The organism is Streptomyces nodosus (genome assembly GCF_008704995.1).
Lineage (GTDB): Bacteria > Actinomycetota > Actinomycetes > Streptomycetales > Streptomycetaceae > Streptomyces > Streptomyces nodosus.
Genome location: NZ_CP023747.1, coordinates 2,281,154 through 2,306,589, shown reverse-complemented (window position 1 = coordinate 2,306,589; position 25,436 = coordinate 2,281,154). Strand labels below are relative to the sequence as shown.

The following is a 25,436-nucleotide window of genomic DNA, read 5'->3' as shown; positions in this document are numbered from 1 at the left end:
CGCCCCGCCGCCCGCCTACTCCTTCTCCGCGCTCTCCCCGGTCCCTGCGGCCTCCCCGGTCCCTGCGGCTGCTTCGGCCCCTGCGGCCTCTTCCGTCTCCTCGGTCCCGGCGGGCGGCGCGGGCGGCTTCTCCGGGAGCTCGGCCGACAGCGCCGCCGCCGCCCTGACCAGCGGCAGCGCCAGCAGGGCGCCGGTCCCCTCACCGACCGACACACCGTGGTCGAGCAGCGGTTCCAGCGCCATCCGGTCCAGCGCCTTGGCCTGCGCCGGCTCCCCGCTGCGCTGCCCGGCCAGCCACCAGTCCGGCGCGCGGAACGCGATCCGCTGGCCGACCAGCGCGCACGCCGCCGAGACCACCCCGTCCAGGATCACCGGGGTCTTGCGCACCGCGCACTGCAGCAGAAAGCCCGTGATCGCGGCCAGGTCGGCGCCGCCCACCGCCGCCAGCAACTGCAACTGGTCGCCCAGCACCGGCCGGGCCCTGCGCAGTGCGTCCCGCACGGCCGCACACTTGCGCATCCAGGCCAGGTCGTCGATCGCCAGACCGCCCCGCCCGGTCACCACGGAGGCGTCCGTCCCGCACAGCGCGGCGATCAGCACGGCCGCGGGGGTCGTCCCGCCCACGCTGACATCGCCGAGCACCAGCAGATCCGTCCCGGCGTCCGCCTCCTCGTCCGCGATCGCCATCCCCGCCCGGAACGCCGCCTCCGCCTCCTCGGGCGTCAGCGCGTCCTCGACATCGATCCGCCCGCTGCCACGGCGCACCCGGTGCCGCACGACCTCCTCCGGCAGCCCCTCCGGATCGCAGTCGAGCGCCATGTCGACCACCCGCACCGGGACGTCCAGCTGGCGCGCCAGGACCGACGCCGGGCTGCCGCCCTCCAGCAGCGCCCGCACCAGCCGGTCCGCGGTGCCCGCGGACCGCGCCGACACCCCGAGCGCGGCGACCCCGTGGTCGCCCGCGAACACCACCACCCGCGGTCGCCCGATCGGCCGCACCGGCACGGCGGACTGCGCGGCCGCCAGCCACTCGCCCAGTTCGTCGAGGCGGCCCAGCGCCCCGGGCGGCACGATCTGACGCTCCCGGCGTGCCTCCGCGTCGCGGCGCACCCCGCCGTCCGGGCGCTCGATCAGATCGGTGAAGTCGTCGAGATTAAGCGAGCTCATTCGCCGAACAGTACCGCCAGGGATCGACCACCGGGGCGCCACGTCGACGGCACGTCCTTGCATCCCCGGGCGGGTTCCCGTACGTACCGTTCTGGCATGGTTCGTCGTGCTCGTCCGTCGCACGGCCGCACCCCGTCACCGCCGTCCACAGGAGCCGCCCATGCCCGCCGTCCCGCACCCGCCGGACACCGGCCGCAGTGCCGGGTGCCCCGGTGAACCCGCCCAGGGCCCCGAGTGGTTCCAGGAGCGGCGCCGCGCCGACTGCCCCTGGTGCGGCTCGACGCGGCTGCGCACCCGGCTGCGCATCCCCGGCCCGGTCCACCCCACGTCCGGCGCCGTCGCCGTCGACGAGTGCCGGGACTGCGGCCACGCCTTCCGGAACCCCCACCGCACCGCCGGGGCACTCACCCCCCACCACCGGGACCTCCCCGGGGCGCATCCGCTCGACGGCCTCGCCGAACGGCTCCTCACCGCCCCCGGCACCGCCCGGCGCCACCGGGCCGCGGCCCGCGCCATGCTGCCCTTCCCGGAGCCGGAGAGCTGGCTCGACATCGGCACCGGGGACGGCCGCTTCCCCCGGGCGGCCAGGGAGATCCTCCCGTACACCTCCTTCGACGGCCTCGACGACGACCCGGGCATCGAGCGGGCACGGACCGCGGGCCGTATCGAGGAGGCCCACCACGGGAATCTCACCGACCCGGAGATCCTCGCGCGGCTGCGCTCCCGCTATGACGTCGTCAGCATGTTCCAGCATCTGGAGCACACCCCCGACCCCCGCGCGGAACTGCGCGCCGCCCTGACGGTGCTGCGCCCCGGCGGCCATCTGCTCGTCGAAGTCCCCGACCCCGGCTGCGCGTTCGCCGCGCTGCCCGGCCTGTGGGGGGCGGGGTACGGCCGGCCCGGCCCCCTCCATCTGATGCCGCTGGTCAATCTGCTGGCCGAGGTGGAGGCCCTGGGCTGTGTGATCGTCACCACGGACCGCCGCGAGGCGCACCGGCCGTACGACCTCTCGGGCACCCTGGCGCTCGCCCTGGACCGGGCGCTGCCGGCACCGGACGCCCCCGGGCCGGTGTTCCGCGGCCTGCTGCGCTCGGCCCTGACGGGCGCAGCGACCCCGCTGGTGGCGACGGCCGCGGTCCTGGACCACACGCTGGCCCCGCTGCTGCGGCGCACCCGCTTCTCGAACGCCTACCGGGTCATCGCCCGCAAGGCCGTCTCAGCCGCGTAGGGCCAGCGCCTGCCCGGCCACCACCAGCAGCACCTGCTCGCACTCCGCCGCGAACGCGGCGTTCAGACGGCCGAGTTCGTCCCGGTAGCGGCGGCCGGACGCCGTCGCCGGGACGATGCCGGAACCGACCTCGTTGGAGACCGCGACGACCATCCTGCGCGTGGCGCGCACCGCCGCCGTCAGCTCCGCCACCCGGGCCCGCAGCGCCCGCTCACCGCCGTCCGACCACTCCGCGTCGTCCCAGGCGTTCACCGCGTCCATCGCATCGGTCAGCCACAGCGACAGACAGTCGATCAGCAGCGGCGGCCCGTCCTGCCCCAGCAGGGGCACCAGGTCGCAGGTCTCGGTGGTGCACCAGGAGCCGGGCCGCCGCTCCCGGTGCGCGGCCACCCGCGCCGCCCACTCGGTGTCCCCGCCCCGCGTGCCGCCCGTCGCGACGTACAGCACATCGGGGAACGCCTCCAGCCGCCGCTCCGCCTCCACCGACTTGCCCGAGCGGGCCCCGCCCAGCACCAGGGTGCGCCGCGGCACGTCCGGCACGGCCTCATAGGCGCCGACCGCCAGCGTCGTCCCGTCCGGCACCGCCCGCGCCCCCGCCGCGGCCAGCCGCCGCCGCAGCTCGGCACCCGGCGGCACCTCGTGACCGAGATGGACCGCGACCACATCGGTGGTCGGCCCCAGCGCCCCCACCGCGCGCAGCCGCGCGAGTCCGTCCGGCCGCCCCAGGACATCGCCGACCACCATGTCGTACGGCGCCGCCGGCTCCTCGACGCCCGCGGGGGCCGCGCCCGGCGGCAGATACAGCAGCCGCCGCCCGTCCGGACCGGTCACCGCGTACCCGGTGCCCGGCGCGTCCATCGCCAGGGCCCGCACCCGGTGCCCGGTCAGCAGGGCCAGGTCCCGTCCGTCCGGCACCCGTACGGGCGTCGGCAGGCCCGCCGGGACCTCGACCGGGGGCCCGTCGTGCGGATGGGTCAGCAACACCTGGCGCACCCCGGCCAGCGACCGCCCGGCGCGCGCCGCCGCGAAGGCCGCGCCCGGCGTCAGATCCAGCAGCAGCACCCCGTCCACCAGCAGCGCGGTCGCCGCGCGCGCCTCCGGGCCGAGCGCACGGGCGCAGGCCGCACAGGGGCAGTCGGGGCGGGGGAGCCCCGCCGGGGCACCGGTTCCGAGCAGAGTCAGTTCCACGGACCCGATTTTCCCGGGTCGCCGCGGGTGTCGCCCGTCCGGCTAGGCTCAGTGCGGCAGCCGGGTCCGGTGGTCCGGCCGTTGCTCTGCATGTGCTCACATCTTGGAGGCGTACATGGCGGCATGGACGTGGCGGTTCGAGAAGGCCGACGGGGCGGAGGTCCAGCCCGCGGTCGTGCCCGAGGAGTTCACCACGCAGGGGGACGCCGAGTCCTGGATCGGGGAGCACTGGAGGGAACTGGCCGACGGGGGCGCCGACCAGGTGCGGCTGTTCGAGGACAGCACGGAGATCTACGGGCCGATGAACCTGCACGCCGAGGAGGCGTAGTCCGCGGGGCGAGGGCCGCACGGCCCTCGCCCGTCCCCGCTACTGCTCGCCCAGGGTGACCTCGGTGGTCGTCGAGTTCCCGTTCCGGGTGTAGGTGACCGTCGTCCGCTGCCCCGGCTTGTCACGGGCGAGCGCCTCGGCGAGCGAGGTGATGGTGGTGACGTCCGTGTCACCCAACCTGGTGATGATGTCCCCGGTCCGCAGGCCCGCCCGCGCGGCCGCGCCACCGCTTTTGACCTCGACCACCGTCACTCCGACCGGCTGGTAGGAGCTGTTCACCACGGTGCGGCCGGTGATGTCGAGCGCGGCCCGCCCCGAGACCGTGACCCTGCCGGTCCTGACGATCTGGTCGGCGATGGTCTTCACCGTGGACGCCGGGATCGCGAACCCGATGCCGGGCGCCGCGCTGTTGCCCAGCTCGGGGTCGATCGCGGCGAGTGTGGGGATGCCGATGACCTCGCTGTCGAGATTGACGAGCGCGCCCCCGCTGTTGCCCGGGTTGATCGCCGCCGAGGTCTGCACCATGTTCGCGATGGTGGCGCCCGTGGTTCCCCCCTCGCTGACGGTCCGCCCGGTCGCCGAGACGATGCCCTGGGTCACGCTGGACGACAGCCCGAGCGGCGAGCCCATGGCGAGGACGATCTGCCCCACCTCGACCTTGGCCGAGTCCCCGAAGACCGCCGCCTTCAGCCCCTTCGGCACCTTCTCCAGCCTGATGACGGCGAGATCCTGGTCCGGGTACGAGGAGACCAGGCGCGCGGTGAGCGCGGTCCGGCTGTTGGCCGTGGTCACCTTGAAGGTCTGCGAGTTCCCGACCACATGCGCATTGGTGACGATGTCCCCCCTGCCGTCGTAGACCACGCCGGACCCCAGGGAGTTGCCGGCCTGGATCTGCACGACGGACGGCAGCACGTTCCTGATGACCTTCTGGTACTCGCTCTGCAGATCGGTCGCCGTGGCCGGACTGGGCGAGGGGGTGGCCGCCTGCGGGGTCGGCGAACCGCCCGCCTGGGGCGAGGGGTCGGAACCGGTGCAGCCGCCGAGCAGCACCAGCGGACAGACCAGCGTCGGCGCGTACCGCCGGCTCAGGGCACGCGTACGGGTGCGGGTACGGGAAGGGGCCATGCCCCGAGTGTCGGCGCGGGGCGCCGCCCGCGCTTGTCCGGTACGCCCGAACGGCGGCCCCCGGCCGTGGCTGCGCCCACCCGCGGTGACGCGCCCACCTGCGACGACGGGTCGTCCGCGGCGGTGTCCCCCTGCCGTGCGGGGGAGGTCCTCAGTCCCGTACCCCGCACAGATGCAGCAGTGCCGCGACGCCGCGGTAGGGATCCGTCCGCCCGGCCCGCTCCTCGGCCGCCAGCAGCGTCTCCACCTCGGCGGGCGGCTCCGCCCCGTCCACCGCCAGATCGGTGAAGATCCGCACCCCGTACCAGGTGTGCAGCGGTGCCCCGATCCCCGCGAGCGTCGAGGTCAGCGACTCCAGCCGGTCCGCGCGCACCTCGAGGCCGAGCCGGTTGGTGTACGTCATGGTGTCGAACGCGCTGAGCGCCCCCGCCCAGTCCCCGGACAGCCCCGGCCGCACCGCCAGCGCGTTCCCGTTGCGGACCAGCAGCGACAGCAGGCCGCCGGGCGCCAGCATCCGGGCCAGCCCCGCCACCAGCGGATCGGGTTCCTCGACGTACATCAGCACCCCGTGGCACAGCACGAGGTCGAAGCTGCCCGGCAGGAAGTGCACCCCGGTGTCCCGGCCGTCGCCCTCGATGATCCGCACCCGGGACCGTATGCCGTCCGGCTCGCGGGACAGCGCCTCGCGGGCCGCGGAGATCATCTTCTGGTCCTGTTCCAGCCCGGTGACCTGGTGGCCGACCCGGGCCAGGCGCAGGGCCTGGGTGCCCTGGCCCATGCCCACGTCGAGCACCCGCAGCCGCTGCCCGACCCGGAACCGCCCGGATATCTGCTCGTCGAGCTGCCGGGTCACCAGTTCCTGCCGCACGAGGTCGCGCAGGCCCCCCAGCCCGCTCAACCAGGCGTCCGCCGCCTCCCCGGTGAAGGAATCCGTGCTCAGGGCCGCTCTCCGCGCTTGAGCTGCGGCTTCGGCAGCCGGAGCCGGCGCATCTGGAGAGAGCGCATCAGCGCGTAGGGGATCGCGCCCCTCTTGTTCTGGTCCGGGAAGCGCTCGTTCAGCCGCTTGCGCAGCCGGACGCTGGACAGGATCGAGTCGATCACGATCAGCAGGATCACGATCATCCACAGCAGCAGTGCGAGGTTCTGCGCCCGGCTCTCCTGGACCACGGTCAGCACCAGGATGATCACGGCCATCGGGAGGAAGAACTCCGCGACGTTGAAGCGGGTGTCGACGAAATCACGGGCGAACTTGCGCACCGGCCCCCGGTCCCGCACCGGCAGATACCGTTCGTCGCCGTTCCCGGCCAGCGCTTGGCGCTGCTTCTCCATCAGCACGCGGCGCTCGTCGCGTTGCCGCTTGGCGGCCTCCTTGCGGGTGGTCGGCGTGTTGGCCACGCTGCGCCGCTGGGCCTGGGCCTCACTGCGCTTGGGCGTGGGCCTGCCCTTCGGGGCCTGCGGGTCACGGATCTGCTTGGAGTCGGTCACCGGCGCCTTGTCGGCGGTCTGGGCCTTCTCTTCCTTGGCACGGCTACGGAACACAAATCCCAAGGGTACGGGTTGGCCCCGCATGGACCCCAGCGGGTTGGGGAACGATCCGGCAACACCGGTCGTCTGTACGAGGACACAGGGGTCGCGAAGGGCGACACCGCCGTTCTCGCGGAGGAGACCGGGGGAGAACCGGGAGTCCGTCCGTGGGTAACCTCGGGGGACACCTAATCCCTGCGCCGGAGCGGGGAGCGCATGCAGTCGTCCTTGGGGATGACCGCATCCGTCCCCGGACAGTGCGGTAATAGAGGCAGGGCCCGTACTGTGGGTTCTGTCGCAGACGTGTGAGCTGGAGTCCGTCAGAAGGGGGCGCGCGAAGCCCATGAGCGGTGTCATGAAGCGTATGGGGATGATCTTCCGCGCGAAGGCGAACAAGGCCCTTGACCGGGCCGAGGACCCGCGCGAGACCCTCGATTACTCGTACCAGAAGCAGCTGGAGCTGTTGCAGAAGGTGCGTCGCGGCGTCGCGGACGTGGCGACCAGCCGTAAGCGCCTGGAGCTGCAGCTCAACCAGTTGCAGGGCCAGTCCTCCAAGCTCGAGGACCAGGGCCGCAAGGCGTTGGCGCTCGGCCGGGAGGACCTGGCCCGTGAGGCGCTGTCCCGGCGCGCCGCGCTCCAGCAGCAGGTCACGGATCTGGAGACCCAGCACCAGACCCTCCAGGGCGAGGAGGAGAAGCTCACCCTGGCGGCCCAGCGTCTCCAGGCGAAGGTGGACGCCTTCCGCACGAAGAAGGAGACCATCAAGGCGACGTACACCGCGGCGCAGGCGCAGACCCGTATCGGCGAGGCCTTCTCCGGCATCTCCGAGGAGATGGGCGACGTCGGTCTGGCCATCCAGCGGGCCGAGGACAAGACGGCGCAGCTCCAGGCCCGCGCCGGGGCGATCGACGAACTGCTGGCCTCCGGCGCCCTGGACGACTCCTCCGGACTGGCGAAGGACGACATCCAGGCCGAGCTGGACCGGCTCTCCGGCGGCACGGACGTGGAGCTGGAACTGCAGCGCATGAAGGCGGAACTGGCCGGCGGCTCCGCACAGCCCCAGGCCATCGAGGGCGGCGCGGGCCAGGGGCAGACCCAGTCCCAGCCGCAGGACACCCCGCGCTTCGACAAGCAGTGACCCTGTCACCCACCGCGTCCCACGCCTGAGGAGGGCGGCATGATCGTACGGATCATGGGGGAAGGCCAGGTGAAGCTGGACGACGGCCACCTCACCGAGCTGAACAAGCTGGACGACGAGCTGCTCCGGGAGGTGGAGAGCGGGGACGAGCAGGGCTTCCGCCGCACCCTGGGATCCCTCCTGGAGGCGGTCCGCCGGCTGGGCACCCCCCTCCCGGACGACTCCCTGGAACCGTCCCAGCTGATCCTCCCGTCGCCGGACGCCTCCCTCGAGGAGGTCCGCGACATGCTCAGCGACGACGGCCTGATCCCGGGCTGACCACCGAGCCCCCGCCGCCCCGCCCGGAAGACGGGCACGGGGCGGCTCCCGGGCGGGGCGGACGCCGCCCGTTCCGTGCCCGGCGGCCGGCCCGTACCCTTTGCTGGGGTGAGCACCCTCGAACGCACCCGGGACGGCTTCCGCGCCCACCCTCTGGCCCTGGACGCCGTTCTCGCGGTCGCCGTACTCCTCTGCATGGTGGCCGGTTCCTTCGTCGACCCCCATGGCGAGGACGGCCCCACCTGGGGCGCCCGCACCCCCGATGCGCTCAGCCTGGCCCTGATGGTGCTGGCCGCGGCGACGCTGGCCCTGCGGCGGCGCAACCCCCTGGCCGTCCTCGCCGTCACGGCCGCGCTCTCCCTGGTGGAACTCGTCACCGCCGACCCCCGCGCCCCCGTGGTGATGGCCACGGTTATCGCGCTCTACACCGTCGCCTCCACCACCGACCGCCCCACCACCTGGCGGGTCGGACTGCTCACCATGACCGCCCTGACCGGCGCCGCCATGCTCGCCGGCCCCCTGCCGTGGTACGCCCAGGAGAACCTCGGCGTCTTCGCCTGGACCGGCATGGCCGCGGCCGCCGGTGACGCCCTGCGCAGCCGCCGCGCCTTCGTCCATGCCATCAGGGAACGCGCCGAGCGGGCCGAACGCACCCGGGAGGAGGAGGCCCGCCGCCGCGTCGCCGAGGAACGGCTCCGCATCGCCCGCGATCTGCACGATGTCGTGGCCCATCACATCGCCCTGGTCAATGTGCAGGCCGGGGTCGCCGCCCATGTCATGGACAAGCGGCCCGACCAGGCCAAGGAGGCCCTCGCCCATGTGCGCCAGGCCAGCCGCTCCGCGCTCGACGAACTGCGCGCCACCGTGGGTCTGCTCCGTCAGTCCGGCGATCCCGAGGCCCCCACCGAGCCCGCCCCGGGCCTGGCCCACCTCGACGAACTCGCGGACACCTTCCGCAACGCCGGTCTTCCCGTCGAGGTCGCCCGCGCCGACCATGACACCGCCCTGTCGGCCGCCGTCGACCTGGCCGCCTACCGGGTCATCCAGGAAGCCCTCACCAATGTCCGCAAGCACGCGGGCCGGTCGGCGAAGGCCGAGGTCAGTGTCGTACGCGTGGGGCCGAACGTGGAGGTCACCGTGCTCGACGACGGAGCGGGCGACGGCACCGGGCAGCGGGACGACGACGGGCGGGACGGACACCCGGGACCCGGCGGACACGGGCTGCTCGGCATGCGGGAGCGCACCACCGCGCTCGGCGGCACCCTCAGCGCCGGTCCCCGCTACGGAGGCGGCTTCCGGGTCCATGCGATCCTGCCGGTCGACCACCATGTGACGACCGCGGCCGGCGGGTCCGTGTGACCGCGCTCCAGGGAGACCCCGTATGACCATCCGTGTCCTGCTCGCCGACGACCAGGCGCTGCTGCGCAGTGCCTTCCGTGTGCTGGTCGACTCGGAACCCGACATGGAGGTGGTCGGGGAGGCGTCCGACGGGGCGGAGGCGGTCCGGCTGGCCGGGGAGCAGCGCCCCGACGTGGTCCTCATGGACATCCGGATGCCCGGCACGGACGGCCTCGCCGCCACCCGCCTGATCAGCGACGATCCCGCTCTCGCCCAGGTCCGTGTGGTCATCCTGACGACCTTCGAGGTCGACGACTATGTGGTGCAGTCGCTGCGGGCCGGGGCGTCCGGCTTCCTCGGCAAGGGATCGGAACCCGACGAACTGCTGAGCGCCATCCGGGTCGCGGCCGGGGGCGAGGCCCTGCTGTCGCCCGCCGCCACCAAGGGGCTCATCGCCCGGTTCCTCGCCCAGGGCGACGGCGACGACCGGCACGACCCGGCCCGCTCCGACCGGCTCGGCACCCTCACCGGACGCGAGCGCGAGGTCCTCGTCCAGGTGGCCGGCGGCCACTCCAACGACGAGATCGCCGAACGGCTGGAGGTCAGCCCGCTCACCGTGAAGACCCATGTCAACCGGGCCATGGCCAAGCTGGGCGCCCGTGACCGGGCCCAACTGGTGGTCATCGCCTACGAGTCGGGACTGGTACGCCCCAGGGTGGACTGAGAGCTCCGAACAAAAGTGGGCGCCGCCCGCCGGGCCCCACTTTTGTTCGGAGCTCTGAGGGGAGGCCGGCCCGGTACGTCCACGGGTGGACCGGGCCCGGCCGGGCCGTACTGCGCCCGTAGTAGGAGCCCCCGAGGAAATGGACTCTGGGGCGACGGATCGGCCCTCCGCGGTGGCCCAAGGTGTAGGGGAGGGCGCCTCATCTGCGCTCTGACCCTTCTTCTCAGCGACAGAGAGAGACGCCGACCCATGTCCTGGCTGTCACGATTCAGCCTCGCGCAACGGGCCCTGATAGGTCTGATGTCGATCATTGCGATCGTCTTCGGGGCGATCGCCATCCCGCAGCTCAAGCAGCAACTCCTGCCCACCATCGACCTGCCCATGGTCTCCGTCCTGGCGCCGTACCAGGGCGCCTCCCCGGACGTCGTCGAGAAGCAGGTCGTCGAGCCCCTCGAGGACAGCCTTCAGGGTGTCACCGGGATCAAGGGCATCACCTCCCGGGCGAGCGAGGGCAACGCCGTCATCATGGCGTCCTTCGACTACGGCAACGACACCAAGCAGCTCGTCGCCGACGTCCAGCAGGCCGTCAACCGGGCCCGCGTCCGGCTCCCGAACTCGGTCGAACCGCAGGTCATCGCGGGTTCGACGGACGACATGCCGACCGTGGTGCTCGCCGTCACCTCCGACAAGGACCAGCAGGCCCTGGCCGACCAGCTGGACAAGACGGTGGTGCCCGCGCTGAAGGACATCAGCGGGGTCGGCCAGGTCACCGTCAACGGTGCACGCGACCTCCAGGTCACCGTCACGCCCGACCAGGCCAAGCTCGCCCGGGCGGGCCTGTCCACGGCCCAGCTCGGCCAGGCCCTTCAGGCGGGCGGCGCCACGGTCCCCGCGGGCTCCTTCGACGAGGACGGCGCCAACCGCACCGTCCAGGTCGGCGGCGGCTTCACCTCGCTGCGGCAGATCCAGGACCTGATGGTGGCGGGAGAGCCCGGCGGCAGCGGCAAGCCCGTACGCCTCGGTGACGTCGCCACGGTCCGGCAGCAGGAGGCCAGGACCGACGCCATCACCCGGACCGACGGCAAGCCCAGCCTCGCCGTGGTCGTCACCATGGACCACGACGGCAGCGCGGTCGCCATCTCCGACGCCGTCAAGGACAAGCTGCCGGACCTGCGCAAGGACCTCGGCAGCGGCGCCACCCTCACCGTGGTCAGCGACCAGGGCCCGGCGGTCTCCAAGGCCATCTCCGGTCTGACGACCGAGGGCGCGCTGGGTCTGCTCTTCGCGGTGCTGGTGATCCTGGTCTTCCTGGCGTCGATCCGTTCCACCCTCGTCACGGCGGTCTCGATCCCGCTGTCGGTGGTCCTGGCCCTGATCGTGCTGTGGACGCGCGACCTCTCGCTGAACATGCTGACGCTCGGCGCGCTCACCATCGCCATCGGCCGGGTCGTCGACGACTCCATCGTGGTCCTGGAGAACATCAAGCGGCACCTCGGCTACGGCGAGGAGCGCCAGAGCGCGATCCTCACCGCGGTCCGCGAGGTGGCCGGAGCGGTGACCTCCTCCACGCTGACGACGGTCGCGGTCTTCCTGCCGATCGGCCTGGTCGGCGGCATGGTGGGCGAGCTGTTCGGCTCGTTCTCCCTCACCGTGACGGCGGCGCTGCTGGCCTCGCTGCTGGTGTCGCTGACGGTGGTCCCGGTCCTGTCGTACTGGTTCCTGCGGGCCCCGAAGGGCACGCCCGAGGACGCGGAGGCGGCCCGCCGCGCCGCGGAGGAGAAGGAGGCGAAGAGCCGCCTTCAGCGCCTGTACGTTCCGGTGCTGCGCTTCGCGACCCGCCGCCGCCTCACCAGTGTGGCCATCGCGGTGGTCGTGCTGGTCGCGACCTTCGGCATGGCGCCCCTGCTGAAGACGAACTTCTTCGACCAGGGCGAGCAGCAGGTCCTCAGCATCAGTCAGAAGCTCAAGCCGGGCACCAGCCTGGCGGCGACCGACGCCTCGGTGCGCAAGGTCGAGAAGATGCTCTCCGGGACGAAGGGCGTCAAGGACTACCAGGTGACGATCGGTTCGTCCGGTTTCATGGCCGCCTTCGGCGGCGGCACGGACACCAACCAGGCGTCGTACTCGGTGATGCTCGACGACTCGGCCAAGGGTACGGACGTGCAGAACCGCATCGAGGACGGGCTGGCCTCGCTCTCCGGGGTCGGCACCACCACGGTGTCGGCCGGGGACGGCTTCGGCAGCCAGGACCTGAGCGTGGTCGTCAAGGCGGCCGACGCGGACACCCTGCGCAAGGCCGCGGCGGACGTCCGCACCGAGGTCGCGAAGCTCAAGAACGTCACCGATGTGACGAGCGACCTGGCGCAGAGCGTGCCCCGTATCTCGGTCAAGGCCAACTCCCGTGCGGCGGCGGCCGGTTTCAACGACCAGACGCTGGGCGCCGCGGTCGGCCAGGCGGTGCAGGGCACCCCGTCCGGCAAGGCGATCATCGACGACACCGAGCGGGACATCGTCATCCGGGCGGCGAAGCCGGCCACGACGCTGAACCAGCTGAAGAACCTGAGCCTCGGCGCGGTCAAGCTCGGTGACATCGCCGATGTGAAGCTGGTGGACGGTCCGGTGTCGATGACCCGGATCGACGGTCAGCGGGCGGCGACGATCACCGCGCGCCCGACGGGTGACAACACCGGCGCGGTGAGCACGGAGCTCCAGTCGAAGATCGACGCTCTGAAGCTGCCGTCCGGCGCGACCGCGCAGATCGGTGGTGTCTCGCAGGACCAGGACGACGCGTTCAAGAACCTCGGCCTGGCGATGCTGGCGGCCGTGGCGATCGTGTTCATGCTGCTGGTGGCGACGTTCCGCAGCCTGGCCCAGCCGCTGATCCTGCTGGTCTCCATCCCGTTCGCGGCGACGGGCGCGATCGGTCTCCTGATCGTCACGGGCACCCCGATGGGTGTTCCGGCGATGATCGGCATGCTGATGCTGATCGGCATCGTGGTGACCAACGCGATCGTGCTGATCGACCTGATCAACCAGTACCGCACCCAGGGGTACGGCATCGTCGAGGCCGTGATCGAGGGTGGCCGTCACCGGCTGCGCCCCATCCTGATGACCGCTCTGGCCACCATCTTCGCGCTGCTGCCGATGGCCCTGGGCGTCACGGGCGAGGGCGGCTTCATCTCCCAGCCGCTGGCGGTGGTGGTGATCGGCGGTCTGATCACCTCGACCTTGCTGACCCTCCTGCTGGTCCCGACCCTCTACGCGATGCTGGAGCTCCGCAAGGAACGCCGCGCCGAGAAGAAGGCCGCGAAGCGGGCGAAGCGCGACGGGACCCCCACCGCGCCGAGCGAGCCGGCCGAGGTGACCCGGGCCGACGAGTCCGGGGAGCCGGAGCACGCGAGCGTGTGACGTCCCGACAGGGCAGAGGCCCGGCCCGCACGGATGTGCGGGCCGGGCCTCGCCGTCTTTCGCGGGGTGGGACACGGCCCCATCGGCGCGGGAGCGCTACGGCAGCGCCAGCATGCGTTCCAGGGCCAGCTTCGCGAAGGACTCCGTCTCCTTGTCCACCTCGATGCGGTTGACCAGGTTGCCCTCCGCCAGCGACTCCAGTGCCCACACCAGGTGCGGCAGGTCGATGCGGTTCATCGTCGAGCAGAAGCACACCGTCCGGTCGAGGAAGACGATCTCCTTGTCCTCCGAGGCGAAACGATTTGCCAGCCGCCGTACGAGGTTGAGCTCGGTGCCGATGGCCCACTTGGAGCCCGCCGGTGCCGCCTCCAGCGCCTTGATGATGTACTCCGTCGAGCCGACGTGGTCCGCGGCGGCCACGACCTCGTGCCGGCACTCGGGGTGGACCAGCACGTTCACCCCGGGGATCCGCTCCCGGACGTCGTTCACCGAGTCCAGGTTGAAGCGGCCGTGCACCGAGCAGTGGCCACGCCACAGGATCATCGTGGCGGCGCGCAGCTCCTCGGCCGTCAGCCCGCCGTTCGGCTTGTGCGGGTTGTAGACGACGCAGTCCTCGAGCGACATGCCCAGGTCCCGTACCGCCGTGTTGCGGCCCAGGTGCTGGTCCGGGAGGAACAGGACCTTCTCGCCCTGCTGGAAGGCCCACTCCAGGGCCCGCTTCGCGTTCGAGGAGGTGCAGATGGTGCCGCCGTGCCGACCCGTGAACGCCTTGATGTCGGCGGACGAGTTCATGTACGAGACCGGCACCACCTGCTCGGCGACGCCCGCCTCGGTCAGCACGTCCCAGCACTCGGCGACCTGTTCGGCCGTCGCCATGTCGGCCATGGAGCAGCCGGCCGCCAGGTCCGGCAGGACCACCTTCTGCTCGTCGGAGGTGAGGATGTCCGCCGACTCCGCCATGAAGTGCACACCGCAGAAGACGATGTACTCGGCCTCCGGCCGCGCCGCGGCCTCCCGGGCCAGCTTGAAGGAGTCGCCCGTGACATCGGCGAACTGGATGACCTCGTCGCGCTGGTAGTGGTGGCCGAGCACGAAGACCTTGTCCCCGAGCTTCTCCTTGGCCACCCGGGCGCGCTCGACCAGGTCCGGGTCGGACGGGGAGGGCAGGTCGCCGGGACACTCCACGCCTCGCTCGCTCCTCGGATCGGCCTCACGGCCGAGCAACAGCAGGGCGAGGGGCGTCGGCTGGACGTCGAGCTCCTGGGGTTGGGCGGTGGTCACGACACGCACCCTTTCTGTTCTGCGGCTCGCCGGCCCTCGGACGGGTCGGCGGGACATGCGGGACACGCCTTTTCGTCGAAATGACGCTATCTATCATAACCGCTTCACGTCAGATTGACGACGGCGATAGCGTCCATGTGACGTGAATCCCGGACCGAGACATGGATCCCCCGGCGGGCGGACGCCGTCCCTCCGACGGACGAGGCCCGTCCACAGGCCGCTGTGCGGGTTCCGCCGGGTGTGCGAGCATGAGGGAGAAGCGAAAAGACATGCTCCCGGCCCGGAATGAATCCGCGGCCGCGCCGGTTGCACCCGTCGGCAAGCAGTCTCCGTACAACCCGGGAGAGATGTAGATGTCCGTACAGGACGAGACCACCACCGTCACCGACGGCATCATCCTGACCGACGCCGCTGCGGCCAAGGTCAAGGCCCTGCTCGACCAGGAAGGCCGTGAGGACCTGGCGCTGCGCGTCGCCGTCCAGCCCGGCGGCTGCTCCGGCCTGCGCTACCAGCTCTTCTTCGACGAGCGCTCCCTCGACGGCGACGTGAAGAAGGACTTCGACGGAGTCAAGGTCGTCACCGACCGTATGAGCGCCCCCTACCTGGGCGGCGCCACCATCGACTTCGTCGACACCATCGAGAAGCAGGGCTTCACCATCGACAACCCGAACGCGACGGGCTCCTGCGCCTGCGGCGACTCCTTCAGCTGAGCACACCGCGACCGGCCACGGTGCGCGGACCGAAGGCGGCGCCCCCTCCGCAAGGGGACGCCGCCTTCGTGTGTCCGGGGCTCCTCCGCCGCGGTTCCGCGTTCCCTACGACCGGACCGGGCCCGGCCCGTCGGCGGACGGCGGTGACGGGCCGGCCGGGACGCCCCTGGGCACCGGCTCGCCGTCACCGCCCACCACCGCACGGTCCCCGAGCGGCTCCCGGAGCCGCACCGTCTCCCGGTACTGCTTGGCGACCATGATGCAGATCCGGCCCGGAGCGGACGTCTCGGTCACGGTGACCGTCACCTCGCCGGAGCCCTCGTCCACGGACACCGCATAGTCGGCACACACACCGCCCTGGTAGGACACGGTGAGGTCCCGGCCGTCGGCGTCGTAGCCCAGGACCTCCACGGCACGTCGTGCGGAAGCCCCGGTGGACTGGTCGCTCCTGCCGGGTCCACCCGTGCCCGGATCCCCGGTCGAGGCGGCCCGCGGCGGGGTCGTGTACCGCGGGTCGACCGCCGGACGCGTCACCGTGATGTCCTCCGCGCCCCCCGCCGGCCGCACCTGGAACAGCCATGACGGCACCAGTACCGGCCGGCCTGCCACCGCCTCCGCGGCCAGCCCGAACACCGCTCCCCGCACGGACGCCGACGGCCGCTCCGGGGCAACGGTGGACGCCGTGCACGGAGCCTCGTCCCGGTCCTTCAGCGGTACGGGCCCGATACAGCCGCCGATGCCCTTGCGGCCGTACGAGGGGGTCGTCCCGTGCGGCAGGTCCAGCGCCCGCCGCGCGTCGACGACCGGATACACGGCTCCCTCGACCGGTGCCTTCAGCCTGCCGCTCCCGCCGATGACCGTGCCGTCGGAGCCGATCCGGAGGCCGGTCGTCCAGCCGGCGGTGGGCAGCCCGCCCACCCGCGGCTCGGCGTTCACCACCCGCGCCTGCCCCATGAGCTGGGACGCGTCCAGCCGTGCGTCGCCCTGACCGGCCGCCGTCAGCACGGGAGCGGCCGCCCTCTTCGCGGTCGTCCCGCTCACCGGCCCGGTCCCCGCGCCCGTCGCGGCGGAGCCGGACGGCTTGCAGGGCCTGCCCCGGAGGCAGTTGTCGCTCCCCTGCGGACGCGCGCTGTACGTCCACTGCCCCGGCGCGTCCCGGTCCACCCGCAGATACGGTTCGGCACCGTCCTCGGCGGTCCCCACCTGCCAGACGGAGCCCACCAGCCGTGGTGTGCCGAGCAGGTCCAGCGCCTCGGCGAGCCGCGCCACCTCGTCCCGCGTCACCCGGCCCTTCGCCCAGTACACGGGGGCGGAGTCCGGGCCGTCGGGGAGGCTGCCCGTCACCTTGTACTCCGTGCCGTACGGGTCGGGCTCGCCCACCGCGATACCGGGGGCGGCGCCCTCGCCCCGCCCGTCGAGGACCAGCGGCGGGGGAGCGCCGTCCCCGCCCGGCGCGGCGGATCCCCCGGTTCCCCCGGACGCGCCCGTGGCGAGCAGGACCCCGCCGCCCCCGGCGAGCAGGACCGCCGCCGCGACCGAGGCGACGACCAGGGAGCGCCGTCGGCGGGGCGCGCTTCCGTCCCCGTCCTCGGCGGTCTCGAGGGCGTCGTTCGCCTCGTCGGGTTGCTCGGTGTTCACCGCATCGCTCCTTCGGCTCCACTGCCGTCCCGGCCGGCCCCGCCGTGCCACGAGCGGCCACGGCGGGGTCGTACCTCGTCCCCGGCGCGCGGGGACGAGGGTGGGACGTGGCGGGGGAGCGCACGGTTCCCCGGGACCTCTCGTCCGGGATCGGACCGGGCCCACGGGCGCCGGCAGCGAGCCTCGCGGCACCGGCTCATGGGCCCCGGCGCCGTGCCCCGCGGCACCGGCTCCCGCTCCCCGGTCCGGTCCGGCCCCGGTCGAAGACCTCCGGGGCGCGCCCGGGGCCGTCCTGTCACGGTCCGTGCGGAACGGGTAGCGTGAACTGTCAATCCCCCTCTCCTCCACAGGAGCGTGTCCTCGCCGTGCGTATCGCAGTCACCGGCTCCATCGCCACCGACCACCTCATGACCTTCCCCGGGCGTTTCTCGGACCAGCTCGTCGCCGACCAGCTGCACACGGTCTCGCTCTCCTTCCTGGTCGACCGCCTGGACGTGCGCCGCGGCGGGGTGGGCGCGAACATCGCCTTCGGCATGGGGCAGCTCGGCACCGCGCCGATCCTGGTCGGCGCGGCCGGCTCGGACTTCGACGAGTACCGGGCATGGCTGGACCGGCACGGCGTGGACACGACGTCGGTGCGCATCTCCGAGACCCAGCACACCGCCCGCTTCGTGTGCACCACCGACGCCGACCACAACCAGATCGGCTCCTTCTACACCGGTGCGATGAGCGAGGCCCGCCTCATCGAGCTCAAGACGGTGGCCGACCGGGTGGGCGGTCTCGATCTGGTGCTGATCGGCGCCGACGATCCGGAGGCGATGATGCGCCACACGGAGGAGTGCCGCAGCCGGTCCATCCCGTTCGCCGCGGACTTCTCGCAGCAGATCGCACGCATGAACGGCGACGAGATCCGGATACTGCTGGACGGGGCGACCTACCTCTTCTCCAACGAGTACGAGAAGGGGCTCATCGAGACCAAGACGGGCCTGACCGACGCCGAGATCCTGGCCAAGGTGGGCCACCGGGTGACCACCCTCGGCTCCCGGGGCGTGCGCATCGAGCGGTCCGGCGAGGACCCGGTCGAGGTCGGGGTGCCCGAGGAGACGGCCAAGGTCGACCCGACGGGCGTCGGGGACGCCTTCCGCGCGGGCTTTCTGTCGGGCCTGGTCTGGGGCGTCTCGCACGAGCGCGCGGCCCAGGTCGGCTGCATGCTGGCGACCCTGGTCATCGAGACCCTGGGCACCCAGGAGTACCAGCTGCGCCGCGCCCACTTCATGGACCGCTTCACCAAGGCCTACGGCGACGAGGCCGCGCTCGAGGTCCAGAAGTTCCTGATCTGACCCGGCACCCGCGCCGCCTCCCCCGAAGGAGGCGGCGCGCCCGGAGTAGCAGGAGTACTACGGGAGTACTAGGAGAGCCGGCGGACCGTATAGGCGGAGCCCCGCTCCGCCGGCTCCTCCCCGAGGTACTCCTGCTCCCGCATCTCGCACCAGGCCGGGATGTCCAGACGCGCCGCCTCGTCGTCCGAGAGCACCCGCACCCTGGCCCCGACCGGCACATCCCCGATGACCTTCGCCAGTTCGATCACCGGGATCGGGCAGCGCTTGCCGAGGGCGTCGACGACCAGGGCGTCCCGGTCGGCGGCGGTCCTCGGGGACGGTGCGCCCAGCTTCCCGCGCACCGTCGCCACCGCGTCCGGCAGCACCGAGAGGAACCGGTCGACCTCCTCGGCCGAGGTCCCGGACGGCAGCGAGATCCGGACATTGCCCTCGCTGAGCACCCCCATCGCCTTGAGGACATGGCTCGGTGTCAGCGTGCTGCTGGTGCAGGACGATCCGGACGAAACCGAGAAATCCGCCCGGTCCAGCTCGTGCAACAGGCTTTCCCCGTCGACATAGAGACAGGAGAAGGTGACGATCCCGGGCAGACGGCGCCGCGGGTCGCCCACCACCTCCACATCGGGGACCAGCTCCGGCACCCGCGCCCGGATGCGCTCCGTCAGCTCCCGCAGCCGCACCGACTCGCCGGCAGCCTGCTCCCGCACCGCCCGTAGCGAGGCCGCGGCCGCCACGATCGCCGGAATGTTCTCGAAGCCGGCGGCCCGCCCCGACTCCCGTTCGTCCGCGGGCCCTTGAGGGGCGAAGCGCACCCCCTTGCGTACGGCCAGAAGCCCGACACCCGAGGGGCCGCCCCATTTGTGCGCACTGGCCGTCAGCAGCGACCAGCCGTCGTCCACCGGACCCCAGCCCAGCGACTGCGCCGCGTCCACCAGCAGCGGCACCCCCGCCGCCCGGCACACCTCGGCCACCTCGGCCACCGGCTGCACGGTCCCCACCTCGTGGTTGGCCGACTGGAGACAGGCCAGCGCGGTGTCCGGACGCAGCGCCGCTCCGTACGCCTCCGGGGTGACGGCGCCCGCGCGGGAGACCGGCACCCGGGTCACGGTGCCCCCGTCGCGTTGCAGCACCTCCGCGGAGTGGAGCACCGAAGAGTGTTCGACCGCGGACACGATCAGGTGGCGGCCCACCCGGCGGCGGCCCGCCAGCGCCCCCTCGATCCCGGAGTGCACCGCCCGGGTGCCGGAGGTGGTGAACACCAGTTCGTCCGGGCGGCAGCCCACCGCCTCCGCCGCCGCCTCACGTGCCGCGTCCAGCAGGAGCCGGGCCCGGCGCCCCTCCCGGTACAGACGGGACGGATCGGCCCAGCCCTCGTCGAGCGAGGCCGTCAGGGCCTGGCGGGCCACGGGGTGCAGGGGGGCCGCGGAAGCGGCGTCGAAGTAGGACACACCGCCACGCTAACCCCTGCGAACCGGCGGCTCGAAAGGCACCCGAAGGCCCTGTCAGATGCGGGCCAGAACCGGTCATTCCGCCTCTTCGGGGTGACCGGCGGCGCGTTGGGTACCCTCCCCGCGCGGCTCCAAATGGCGTCCAGTAGGGTTTGGTCCGCATAAACATCCAAACCCCTGCCCGACGCAGGGCGGCGACCGACCAGCGAGAAGGCCGCAGCCAACCGCGCGGGCGAGACTCTCGGGAAGGCGCTACGTGAGTCCCAACGGCTCCGACCGCTCGCCGCGGCGCCCGATGCGGCGGAAGCTGCTGCAGGCACTGACCGCGGGCCTGGTCCTGGCGACCGCCACCGGTTGCACATACAAGGACTTCCCCCGCCTTGGTATGCCCACCCCGACCACGGAAGAGGCTCCGATGATCCTCTCCCTGTGGCAGGGGTCCTGGGCGGCCGCGCTCGTTGTCGGCTGCCTGGTCTGGGGCCTGATCCTGTGGAGCGCGTTCTTCCACCGACGCAGCCGCACCAAGGTCGAGGTCCCTCCGCAGACCCGGTACAACATGCCGATCGAGGCGCTGTACACGGTCGTCCCCCTCATCATCGTCTCGGTGCTCTTCTACTTCACGGCCCGTGACGAGTCGAAGCTCATGGACACCTCCAAGAAGCCCGACCTCACCGTCAACGTCATCGGCTACCAGTGGAGCTGGGGCTTCAACTACGTCGAGCCGGTCGCCGGTGTGACGGGAGACGCCAAGACCGATCCGAACCTGGACGCGATCCCGGACCGGTACAAGAAGGACTTCCCGGTGAACGCCGGCGGTGTCTACGACTTCGGCACCCCCGCCACGCGGAACCCGCAGACCGGCAACCCGGGTCCCACCCTGTGGCTCCCCAAGGGCAAGACGGTCCGCTTCGTCCTCACCTCGCGTGACGTCATCCACTCCTTCTGGGTGGTGCCGTTCCTGATGAAGCAGGACGTCATCCCGGGCCACACCAACGCCTTCCAGGTGACCCCCAACAAGGAGGGCACCTTCCTGGGCAAGTGCGCCGAACTCTGCGGCGTCGACCACTCCCGGATGCTGTTCAACGTGAAGGTCGTCTCCCCCGAGCGCTACGAGCAGCATCTCAAGGACCTCGCCAAGAAGGGGCAGACCGGTTACATTCCCGCGGGCATCGCGCAGACGAGCCACGAGAAGAACCGGGAGACGAACAACCTGTGAGCATCCTCAATGAACCCCAGGGTGCCGCCGCAACCGAGGGCTCGCACGCAATCGAGCCGCCGGTACGCCGCAGGCAACCCGGTGTCGCCGCCGTCAAGTGGCTGACCACCACCGACCACAAGACGATCGGCACGCTGTACCTGGTCACGTCGTTCGCGTTCTTCATCATCGGTGGCGTCATGGCTCTGCTCATGCGCGCTGAGCTGGCCCGCCCGGGCCTGCAGATCATGTCGAACGAGCAGTTCAACCAGGCGTTCACGATGCACGGCACGATCATGCTGCTGATGTTCGCGACGCCGCTGTTCGCCGGTTTCGCCAACTGGATCATGCCGCTGCAGATCGGCGCGCCCGATGTGGCGTTCCCGCGGCTGAACATGTTCGCCTACTGGCTCTACCTGTTCGGCTCGCTGATCGCGGTCGCCGGCTTCCTCACCCCGCAGGGCGCGGCCGACTTCGGCTGGTTCGCCTACGCCCCGCTGTCGGACGCGGTCCACTCCCCGGGTGTCGGCGGCGACATGTGGATCATGGGTCTGGCCTTCTCCGGCTTCGGCACCATCCTCGGCTCGGTCAACTTCATCACCACGATCATCTGCATGCGTGCCCCCGGCATGACCATGTTCCGCATGCCGATCTTCGTGTGGAACGTGCTGCTGACCGGTGTGCTGGTGCTGCTGGCCTTCCCGGTGCTGGCCGCCGCGCTGTTCGCCCTCGAGGTGGACCGCAAGTTCGGTGCCCACATCTTCGACGCGGCCAACGGCGGCGCCCTGCTGTGGCAACACCTCTTCTGGTTCTTCGGCCATCCCGAGGTCTACATCATCGCCCTGCCGTTCTTCGGCATCGTCTCCGAGATCATCCCGGTCTTCGCCCGTAAGCCGATGTTCGGTTACATGGGCCTGATCGGCGCCACCATCGCCATCGCCGGCCTCTCCGTGACGGTGTGGGCCCACCACATGTATGTCACCGGTGGCGTGCTCCTCCCGTTCTTCTCCTTCATGACGTTCCTCATCGCCGTACCCACCGGTGTGAAGTTCTTCAACTGGATCGGAACGATGTGGAAGGGCTCGTTGTCCTTCGAGACACCGATGCTCTGGGTGACCGGCTTCCTGATCACCTTCGCCTTCGGCGGTCTGACCGGTGTCATCCTGGCCTCGCCGCCGCTGGACTTCCACATCTCCGACTCGTACTTCGTGGTGGCGCACTTCCACTACGTGGTCTTCGGAACGGTCGTCTTCGCGATGTTCGCCGGCTTCCACTTCTGGTGGCCGAAGATGACGGGCAAGATGCTCGACGAGCGCCTGGGCAAGATCACCTTCTGGACGCTGTTCATCGGCTTCCACGGCACCTTCCTGGTGCAGCACTGGCTGGGTGCCGAGGGCATGCCGCGTCGTTACGCCGACTACCTGGCGGCCGACGGCTTCACCGTCCTGAACACGGTCTCGACGATCGCCTCGTTCCTGCTCGGAATGTCGATCCTGCCGTTCCTCTACAACATCTGGAAGACGGCCAAGTACGGCAAGAAGGTCGAGGTCGACGACCCCTGGGGCTACGGCCGTTCGCTGGAGTGGGCCACCTCGTGCCCGCCCCCGCGGCACAACTTCCTCACCCTGCCCCGGATCCGTTCCGAATCCCCCGCCTTCGACCTGCATCACCCCGAGATCACGGCGCTCGAGCAGCTCGAGTACGCGGGTGCGGGCAGCAAGGCCGTCACCGGTGGCAAGGAGGCCGGCAAGTGAAGATCCAGGGCAAGATGTTCCTCTGGCTGGCCGTCTTCCTGCTGGTCATGGCCGTCGTCTACGGCGTCTGGTCCAAGGAGCCGGCCGGTACCACCGCGCTCTTCCTGGCCTTCGGCCTGAGCATCATGATCGGCTACTACCTGGCCTTCACGGCCCGGCGGGTCGACACGGGCGCCCAGGACAACAAGGAGGCCGACGTCGCGGACGACGCCGGTGAGCTGGGCTTCTTCAGCCCGCACAGCTGGCAGCCGCTCGCCCTCGGCATCGGTGGAGCGTTCGCCTTCCTGGGTATCGCGGTCGGCTGGTGGCTGCTGTACTTCTCCCTCCCCATCCTCCTGGTGGGTCTGTGGGGCTGGGTCTTCGAGTACTACCGCGGCGAGAACCGCACCCAGTAGCACGCGCCGAGCGCAAGAGAGCCCGGACACTCCGTCAGGAGGGTCCGGGCTCCCTCTTTTGCCACGACCTCCGTCCCTCGCACGGATCACTCGGCGCGCCGCGGACGACGGACGTCCATAGCGTGAGGGCATGAACGAGACAGTGTTCCCCCGGGGCGCCGATGCGTCCGACACGCGCCCGCGACATCGCACGGTTCTCCGCTGCGCCCTGCTGGTGATAGCCCTCGGCACGGGCCTCGTCGCCTGCGGGTCCGGCGGGAACCCGCTCGCGCAGAAGCCTTACGACGCCGCGGACGACATCTCCTACAACGCCCCCTCCGGCGCCGGCAAGAAGGCCGACCCGGACAAACCCCTGGAGATCACCTCCGCGGACGACGACGGGCGCATCACGGACGTCACGGCGACCGACGCGCGCGGACGGTATGTCTCCGGTGAGCTCTCCGCCGACGGCAGCCGCTGGCACAGCACCTCACCGCTGGCCGCGGGCACCCACTACCGGGTGCAGGTGAGCACGGAGGACGAGGACGGCGCCCCCGGCCGCAAGCTCATCGAGTTCGACACCAGTACCCCCAAGAGCAAGAAGGTCAATGTCACCTTCGGCCCCGAGTCCGGGACCTACGGCGTCGGCCAGCCCGTGACCGCCGAGCTCAGCGAGCCCGTCAAGGACAAGGCGGCCCGGGCCATCGTCGAGAGCGCTCTCAAGGTGGACTCCACCCCCGCGGTCCAGGGCTCCTGGTACTGGGTGGACGACAAGACGCTGCACTACCGCCCCAAGGACTACTGGCCCGTCCACACCACGATCAAGGCGCACAGCAACCTCGCCGGGGTGAAGATCTCCGACCAGCTCTGGGGCGGGGACGCCAAGGACGTGAAGCTCACCACGGGCGACCGCCTCATCGCCGTCACGGACGCCGGCGCCCACCAGATGACGGTCTACAAGGACGACCAGGTCATCAGCCGCATCCCCATCACCACCGGCAAGCCCGGCTTCGCGACCCGCAACGGCATCAAGGTCGTGCTGGCCAAGGAATACCTCGTACGGATGCGCGGAAGCACCGTCGGCATCGCCGAGGGGTCCCGCGAGTCCTATGACCTCAACGTCTACTGGGCGGCCCGGGTCACCTGGAGCGGCGAGTATGTGCACGCCGCGCCCTGGTCCGTCGGCTCCCAGGGCTATGCCAACGTCAGCCACGGCTGCACCGGGATGAGCACCCCGAACGCCCAGTGGTTCTACAACACCGTGAAGCCGGGCGACATCGTCAAGGTCGTCAACTCCCAGGGCAAGGAGATGGAGCCGTTCGGCAACGGCTTCGGCGACTGGAACGTCGACTGGACCAAGTGGCGCAAGGGAAGCGCCCTCATCGGAGGCACCCCCGTGGGCCCGAGCGTCCAGGACCGCGCGAGACTGCGTCCCGAGATGGTGTGAGACGGCGGTCGACGCCCCGAGGTCCCGAGCGGCAGCGCGCAGGGGGCGCCCCGCGCCCCGCGACCGGCCTTCCGCGCCCCCGGCAAGGGGCGCGGAGCCATGTGCCGCGTGACCCGGTACCCCGGGTGAGACGGGTGCCGGCGCCGCCGGAGACCCTCAGCCCGCGGAACGCGTCAGGAGGTGCCGACCAGTGCCTTGCGCCGCAGCAGGGAGGCCAGCGCGGAGGCGAACTCGACCGGCTCGACCGGCAGCGTCACCGCCGCGTCGGCCCGGCTCCAGGTGGCCAGCCAGGCGTCCTGCGGGCGTGCGATCAGCACCAGCGTCGGCGGGCAGTTGAAGACCTCGTCCTTGATCTGCCGGCAGACGCCCATCCCGCCCATCGGCACGGCCTCGCCGTCCAGGACGCAGATGTCGATGCCGCCCCGGTCCAGCTCCCTGAGGACCGCGGCGGGCGTCGCGCACTCCAGGAACTCGACCTCCGGGACGTCCGGAGCCGGCCTCCGCCCGGCCGCGAGCCGCACTTGCTCGCGCGTGCGGGAGTCGTCGCTGTAGACCAGCACCGTGGCGGTCGGCTGCATGCTTCCTCCGGGAGGTCAGCGTCGTACGGAACGGGACCGTTGGGGCGGATGCTACCCCCCTGGACCACTTGGTCAACAGCCGTTCGGACCGGGCCTTCGGTGGGCCATACGGGCAGTCCACACGCTATGGACACTCCGAAGGGCACCCCCGGGGGTGAGGGCGGGATAAGCGACCGACATAATGTCGG

22 protein-coding genes are annotated in these 25,436 nt (G+C 71.5%); 13 read left to right on the top strand and 9 right to left on the bottom strand.

Annotated features, from left to right (window positions below; genetic code table 11):
• Nucleotides 1-15: 15 nt before the first annotated feature.
• Nucleotides 16-1,167, bottom strand: a complete 1,152-nt coding sequence (cobT, locus tag CP978_RS10515) for a nicotinate-nucleotide--dimethylbenzimidazole phosphoribosyltransferase (protein ID WP_043439723.1) — start codon at nt 1,165-1,167, stop codon at nt 16-18.
• A gap of 160 nt (nt 1,168-1,327) precedes the next feature.
• On the opposite strand from cobT, the gene CP978_RS10510 reads away from it, so the two are divergent.
• Entirely contained in the window at nt 1,328-2,395 is a 1,068-nt protein-coding gene (locus CP978_RS10510; protein ID WP_043439720.1) for a class I SAM-dependent methyltransferase, read from the top strand.
• Here CP978_RS10510 and CP978_RS10505 read toward each other — a convergent pair.
• On the bottom strand, nt 2,384-3,583 hold the full coding sequence (locus CP978_RS10505) for a bifunctional adenosylcobinamide kinase/adenosylcobinamide-phosphate guanylyltransferase (protein WP_043439719.1): 1,200 nt from the start codon (nt 3,581-3,583) through the stop codon (nt 2,384-2,386). The two genes, CP978_RS10510 and CP978_RS10505, sit on opposite strands and share 12 nt — an antisense overlap.
• A 115-nt stretch (nt 3,584-3,698) precedes the next feature.
• On the opposite strand from CP978_RS10505, the gene CP978_RS10500 reads away from it, so the two are divergent.
• A complete protein-coding gene (locus CP978_RS10500) occupies nt 3,699-3,911 on the top strand; it encodes a hypothetical protein (protein WP_043448376.1) in 213 nt (70 codons plus the stop codon).
• 39 nt (nt 3,912-3,950) lie between these two features.
• Here CP978_RS10500 and CP978_RS10495 read toward each other — a convergent pair whose 3' ends face one another.
• The 3 genes from CP978_RS10495 to CP978_RS10485 all read right to left on the bottom strand — a co-directional run bounded on the left by CP978_RS10495 (nt 3,951) and on the right by CP978_RS10485 (nt 6,605).
• Nucleotides 3,951-5,036 (bottom strand): S1C family serine protease, encoded by a 1,086-nt coding sequence (locus CP978_RS10495; RefSeq protein ID WP_043439718.1) that lies wholly within the window; start codon nt 5,034-5,036, stop codon nt 3,951-3,953.
• A gap of 151 nt (nt 5,037-5,187) precedes the next feature.
• Complete coding sequence (locus CP978_RS10490) at nt 5,188-5,889, bottom strand: class I SAM-dependent methyltransferase (RefSeq protein ID WP_043448374.1); 702 nt, start codon at nt 5,887-5,889, stop codon at nt 5,188-5,190.
• Nucleotides 5,890-5,972: 83 nt separating this feature from the next.
• Nucleotides 5,973-6,605 carry a DUF3043 domain-containing protein gene (locus CP978_RS10485; RefSeq protein WP_079162080.1) on the bottom strand — a complete coding sequence of 211 codons (633 nt, stop codon included), beginning with the start codon at nt 6,603-6,605 and terminating at the stop codon, nt 5,973-5,975.
• Between the two features lie 298 nt (nt 6,606-6,903).
• Between CP978_RS10485 and CP978_RS10480 the strand changes: the two genes are divergently transcribed.
• From CP978_RS10480 to CP978_RS10460, 5 genes are all read left to right on the top strand, one after another.
• Complete coding sequence (locus tag CP978_RS10480; protein ID WP_043439716.1) at nt 6,904-7,698, top strand: PspA/IM30 family protein; 795 nt, start codon at nt 6,904-6,906, stop codon at nt 7,696-7,698.
• 39 nt (nt 7,699-7,737) lie between these two features.
• Nucleotides 7,738-8,016, top strand: coding sequence for a PspA-associated protein PspAA (gene pspAA, locus CP978_RS10475; protein WP_043439715.1), 279 nt, complete (start codon nt 7,738-7,740; stop codon nt 8,014-8,016).
• Between the two features lie 108 nt (nt 8,017-8,124).
• Nucleotides 8,125-9,375, top strand: a complete 1,251-nt coding sequence (locus tag CP978_RS10470) for a sensor histidine kinase (RefSeq protein WP_043439712.1) — start codon at nt 8,125-8,127, stop codon at nt 9,373-9,375.
• 22 nt (nt 9,376-9,397) lie between these two features.
• A complete protein-coding gene (locus CP978_RS10465; protein WP_043439710.1) occupies nt 9,398-10,078 on the top strand; it encodes a response regulator in 681 nt (226 codons plus the stop codon).
• Between the two features lie 249 nt (nt 10,079-10,327).
• The gene (locus CP978_RS10460; RefSeq protein WP_043439708.1) at nt 10,328-13,486 is read left to right on the top strand and encodes an efflux RND transporter permease subunit; all 3,159 of its coding nucleotides are present in this window, start codon (nt 10,328-10,330) and stop codon (nt 13,484-13,486) included.
• A 96-nt stretch (nt 13,487-13,582) separates the two neighbouring features.
• Here the strand turns inward: CP978_RS10460 and nadA are convergent, their stop codons facing one another.
• Nucleotides 13,583-14,767 carry a quinolinate synthase NadA gene (gene nadA, locus CP978_RS10455; protein ID WP_043439706.1) on the bottom strand — a complete coding sequence of 395 codons (1,185 nt, stop codon included), beginning with the start codon at nt 14,765-14,767 and terminating at the stop codon, nt 13,583-13,585.
• 353 nt (nt 14,768-15,120) lie between these two features.
• On the opposite strand from nadA, the gene erpA reads away from it, so the two are divergent.
• The gene (gene erpA / locus CP978_RS10445) at nt 15,121-15,477 is read left to right on the top strand and encodes an iron-sulfur cluster insertion protein ErpA (protein ID WP_043439704.1); all 357 of its coding nucleotides are present in this window, start codon (nt 15,121-15,123) and stop codon (nt 15,475-15,477) included.
• Nucleotides 15,478-15,582: 105 nt separating this feature from the next.
• Here erpA and CP978_RS10440 read toward each other — a convergent pair whose 3' ends face one another.
• Nucleotides 15,583-17,115, bottom strand: a complete 1,533-nt coding sequence (locus tag CP978_RS10440; protein WP_227745347.1) for a hypothetical protein — start codon at nt 17,113-17,115, stop codon at nt 15,583-15,585.
• A 365-nt stretch (nt 17,116-17,480) separates the two neighbouring features.
• Here CP978_RS10440 and CP978_RS10435 point away from each other — a divergent pair, with 365 nt between their 5' ends.
• Complete coding sequence (locus CP978_RS10435) at nt 17,481-18,455, top strand: carbohydrate kinase family protein (protein ID WP_043439703.1); 975 nt, start codon at nt 17,481-17,483, stop codon at nt 18,453-18,455.
• 68 nt (nt 18,456-18,523) lie between these two features.
• Here CP978_RS10435 and CP978_RS10430 read toward each other — a convergent pair whose 3' ends face one another.
• Nucleotides 18,524-19,900, bottom strand: coding sequence for a cysteine desulfurase/sulfurtransferase TusA family protein (locus CP978_RS10430; RefSeq protein ID WP_043439701.1), 1,377 nt, complete (start codon nt 19,898-19,900; stop codon nt 18,524-18,526).
• Between the two features lie 256 nt (nt 19,901-20,156).
• Between CP978_RS10430 and ctaC the strand changes: the two genes are divergently transcribed.
• The 4 genes from ctaC (at nt 20,157) to CP978_RS10410 (ending at nt 24,670) form a co-directional block, all read left to right on the top strand.
• On the top strand, nt 20,157-21,116 hold the full coding sequence (gene ctaC / locus CP978_RS10425; RefSeq protein WP_043439699.1) for an aa3-type cytochrome oxidase subunit II: 960 nt from the start codon (nt 20,157-20,159) through the stop codon (nt 21,114-21,116).
• Nucleotides 21,113-22,849: an aa3-type cytochrome oxidase subunit I gene (gene ctaD, locus CP978_RS10420; RefSeq protein WP_043439696.1), complete on the top strand. Its 1,737-nt coding sequence runs from the start codon at nt 21,113-21,115 to the stop codon at nt 22,847-22,849. Before ctaC ends, ctaD begins: the two co-directional genes overlap by 4 nt.
• The gene (locus tag CP978_RS10415; RefSeq protein WP_043439694.1) at nt 22,846-23,244 is read left to right on the top strand and encodes a cytochrome c oxidase subunit 4; all 399 of its coding nucleotides are present in this window, start codon (nt 22,846-22,848) and stop codon (nt 23,242-23,244) included. Before ctaD ends, CP978_RS10415 begins: the two co-directional genes overlap by 4 nt.
• 130 nt (nt 23,245-23,374) lie before the next feature.
• Nucleotides 23,375-24,670: a L,D-transpeptidase gene (locus CP978_RS10410; RefSeq protein ID WP_052454072.1), complete on the top strand. Its 1,296-nt coding sequence runs from the start codon at nt 23,375-23,377 to the stop codon at nt 24,668-24,670.
• 173 nt (nt 24,671-24,843) lie between these two features.
• On the opposite strand, the gene CP978_RS10405 is transcribed toward CP978_RS10410, so the two are convergent.
• Nucleotides 24,844-25,248, bottom strand: a complete 405-nt coding sequence (locus CP978_RS10405) for a response regulator (RefSeq protein WP_043439690.1) — start codon at nt 25,246-25,248, stop codon at nt 24,844-24,846.
• Nucleotides 25,249-25,436: the final 188 nt, after the last annotated feature.